The organism is Microcystis sp. M53603_WE2 (assembly GCF_030065435.1).
In genome coordinates this window covers 1-2,959 of record NZ_JASJFF010000719.1, presented here as the reverse complement: position 1 = coordinate 2,959, position 2,959 = coordinate 1, and the positions used below count along the sequence as shown (strand labels likewise).

General features: G+C 44.8%; 4 protein-coding genes and 2 pseudogenes. 1 reads left to right on the top strand and 5 read right to left on the bottom strand.

What is annotated here, in order from left to right; all coding sequences use genetic code 11:
* Both PX481_RS15520 and PX481_RS15515 read right to left on the bottom strand, forming a co-directional pair.
* Positions 1-237: pseudogene (locus tag PX481_RS15520) on the bottom strand (beta-carotene hydroxylase); the annotation flags it as partial.
* 161 nt (positions 238-398) lie between these two features.
* On the bottom strand, positions 399-776 hold the full coding sequence (locus PX481_RS15515; protein ID WP_002763622.1) for a helix-turn-helix domain-containing protein: 378 nt from the start codon (positions 774-776) through the stop codon (positions 399-401).
* Positions 777-1,167: 391 nt separating this feature from the next.
* Here PX481_RS15515 and PX481_RS15510 point away from each other — a divergent pair, with 391 nt between their 5' ends.
* Positions 1,168-1,734, top strand: coding sequence for a PEP-CTERM sorting domain-containing protein (locus PX481_RS15510; RefSeq protein ID WP_288023343.1), 567 nt, complete (start codon positions 1,168-1,170; stop codon positions 1,732-1,734).
* Positions 1,735-1,803: 69 nt separating this feature from the next.
* Here the strand turns inward: PX481_RS15510 and PX481_RS15505 are convergent, their stop codons facing one another.
* From PX481_RS15505 to PX481_RS15495, 3 genes and pseudogenes are all read right to left on the bottom strand, one after another.
* On the bottom strand, positions 1,804-2,211 hold the full coding sequence (locus PX481_RS15505; protein WP_288094919.1) for a PIN domain-containing protein: 408 nt from the start codon (positions 2,209-2,211) through the stop codon (positions 1,804-1,806).
* Positions 2,201-2,422: a hypothetical protein gene (locus PX481_RS15500; protein ID WP_288094917.1), complete on the bottom strand. Its 222-nt coding sequence runs from the start codon at positions 2,420-2,422 to the stop codon at positions 2,201-2,203. The genes PX481_RS15505 and PX481_RS15500 overlap by 11 nt, the downstream gene beginning before the upstream one ends.
* A 439-nt stretch (positions 2,423-2,861) precedes the next feature.
* Positions 2,862-2,959: pseudogene (locus PX481_RS15495) on the bottom strand (IS1 family transposase); the annotation flags it as partial.

Here is a 2,959-nt window from a genome sequence, read left to right as displayed (position 1 = left end):
CCGATTGCTATGGGCAGAATTATGAGAGGCATCGTGGATAACTGTCCCCGATAAATGTAAAGCGAGGACATTAGCACTAAAACAAATCCAGTCAGGCCAGGACCATAGCCAATAGCCACAGGTAGATAGGGTTATTAGGCTCAAGGCACTAAAAAACATGGTAACGTTTGGGTTGAAGCCCCCCGGTGCTTTTAAATACTCTTTGGGGACTGTCAGCAACATCTCGGCCGACTGCATTATGGGTGTTGCTCCTTATTGTGTTCGCTTTACTGGCGTAAATTATCATACTACGGCTTTTTCATAAAGTTTTGTAACATTATCTTAATTAATCTAAAGTTATGAAGAAAGTAAGGATTTGTTATATGGTCTTCCCCCCCAGTCCCCGAGGGAAAGCGAGGCTACAAGAGAAAATCACGGGCGCTTAACGCCAGTTTCGCACTTAAACGATTAAAAAATTCGGCTAGAGACTCGGCTTGAGAGGGAGCGATCGCTTGTTTCCCCCCTATCACCGATTCTACTCTATCCCGATCGCCGAAAATATCGACAAGACACTCCCTATCGATATCGAATTCATCAAGTAAAGATTCTAACGTAGCGGTAGGATTTGTTCGGGCGATCGGATAATGTTTCCGCTCGTATTCTTCCACCAATAACACCAATAAATCGAATAATAGTCCTTCGTCATTGCTTAACTCCCGTGACATCATCCCTTCAATTATGCTTAAAAATCGCTCGTATTCTTGGGAGTTATTAATCGGTTTCGGTTGATACTGCAAGCGACCTTGAACCTCTACTAAATTTTTCCAGTTAGCCTTACTAGCGAAGTTATATCAATCGGTAAGAGCTTCTTCTGCGTCCGAGTGGCGCTCCCAAAACTCTCCTAATTTAACTTTACTGATCACGCCCATCGATCGCTAGTTTTATTGTTGTTTTTAACTTAGATAAACATCGATCGCTCTAATAATTATAGTGTATGCCAATTTTACCGATCGCCCCTCGCACCCCAGAAAAGCGCACCACTTCGCCGCTCTCTTGGGAGATCGCCCTCAATCCCGAATCGAGTAATCAATAGGTAGATAAAGCATAATAAATATAAATAGCAACAACCTTGACAAAATCGGGGGGGGAGGGTATAGTGGGTGGGAATTTAGCTAAACAATGTATTCTATGCCACTTAAAAGTTCCTTTTGCTATTCCGTCGCCCTCGCCACGGTAGCCACCGCCACCCTCGCACCAGTTGCCAGCGCCGCAACTTTTAACTTTTCCTACACCTCCAGCTTAGGAACCATCACTGCGACGGTTGACGGAACCCTGCAACTGGATAACAACACGGTATTCGTCAGTTCTATCAGTAATACCACCTTTAACGGCTCTCCCGCTCCTGCCCTCCCGTTCATAGGTTCTTATCTCGATAGCATTCTTGCTGGTGTTGTTGTAACGGGTCAGGCGGTGCTATCCCTAGACGGAGCGGGACTGGATTTTGTCGCTTGTAACACGACGAATTGTATTGATGGATTCGGCTTTTTGCCCCCTAACGCTATTGTAGGTAACACGACCGACCTGTTCGCTTCCGGCAGTGCCTACGGTTCTACTCTTCCTGAACTCTTCGTTCTCGCCAATTATTCCCTGACCCCGGCTGGCACTACCACCGTTCCCGAACCGGCGACGGTTCTCGGTTTACTCTCCGTTGCCGGGGTCGGTTTATTGTGCAAAGGCCGGAAACTGGAAAAGTAATTTTGACCGACTGATCCCCCTGCCCTCCTTATCAAGGGGGGTGTCTGACAACTTTTAACACCTACCTACTTAACTAAAGGGATTAATAATCATCAATTGATTCTCGATTCGCTGACCATCTTGTAAATCTTCACTGTAGAGAATTTGACAGCCCGCTTCCAGAGCGCTGGCCAGTATTAAACTATCAAAGTAACTATATTGATAACGTTCCGCTAGATTCAATGCCATCTCTATCGTATTAACAGAAACGAGGACGATTGGGAATCCCTCGGAAAGCTCTTGTACAGCGTCTCGAATTTGCGAATAGCTTAGGGAAAATTTCCGTTTTAATACATTTATCGTTTCATTTAAAACCTGTGTACTAATCCAAGCCTCACCCGATCCAACACAATCAATCGCTCGCTGTCGTTTATCCGGCTCATCCTCAGAATACCCGTAAATTAAGACATTAGTATCGATAAAAACTTTATCGGGCATTAGCCTCGTCCCGATCGAATGTAAATCCCCGTGTATTTAAAGAAATCGCCTCGAACATCGTTTTTTCAGTTTTCTGGCTCGGATCGGGGACGATTTCCGAGTCATCCAAAACAATCACCCGTATCATCTTACCTTCCCATCGAGAAGAATATCGGGGGGGAACGCTCACCTGACCGTCATAAATAACCGTCCTAAATTCGATCGCTTCCATACATAGCTCCAATTAAACCCTATCTCTACTTTAGCTCTAGAGTTAAGCGATCGATTAAATCCTATCAGGGGAACTGGGACAACGGGAACACCGAAACGGAGACTATAACTATTTTAATGCTAGTTATTTTGTTTGTCTTTGGCCAATGAAAAGAGCGATCGGCGGCTAGAGTATTTCTTTGATGATACTATAACCCCCCGCACCCTAGAAAAGCGCACCCCTTCGCGCATCTCTGGGAGATCGCCCTCAATCCCTAATCGAGTAATCAATAGCTAAATGAAGCATAAGAAATATAAATGATAAAAATCTTGACAAAATGGGCGGGCGGGGGTATAGCAGGGGGGAATTTAGCTAAACAATGTCTTCTATGCCACTCAAAAGTTCCTTTTGCGGTGGTGATTCGGTAGTAGTGATGGCGGCTTAATCCTTTGCTTTGCTGTGCATTGTAGTCATGGATAAAATACCAAAGGGCTCCCCAACGTGATTCTCCATTTTTTTAGAGAAAGATAGACTCTCTCTCACCAACCGAGAAATCTT

What these genes read in the sequence shown, in the direction of transcription:
- PX481_RS15510 (WP_288023343.1), top strand. Translation starts at nt 1,168, where the DNA reads ATGCCACTTAAAAGTTCCTTTTGCTATTCCGTCGCCCTCGCCACGGTA.
- PX481_RS15505 (WP_288094919.1), bottom strand. Translation starts at nt 2,211, where the DNA reads ATGCCCGATAAAGTTTTTATCGATACTAATGTCTTAATTTACGGGTAT.
- PX481_RS15500 (WP_288094917.1), bottom strand. Translation starts at nt 2,422, where the DNA reads ATGGAAGCGATCGAATTTAGGACGGTTATTTATGACGGTCAGGTGAGC.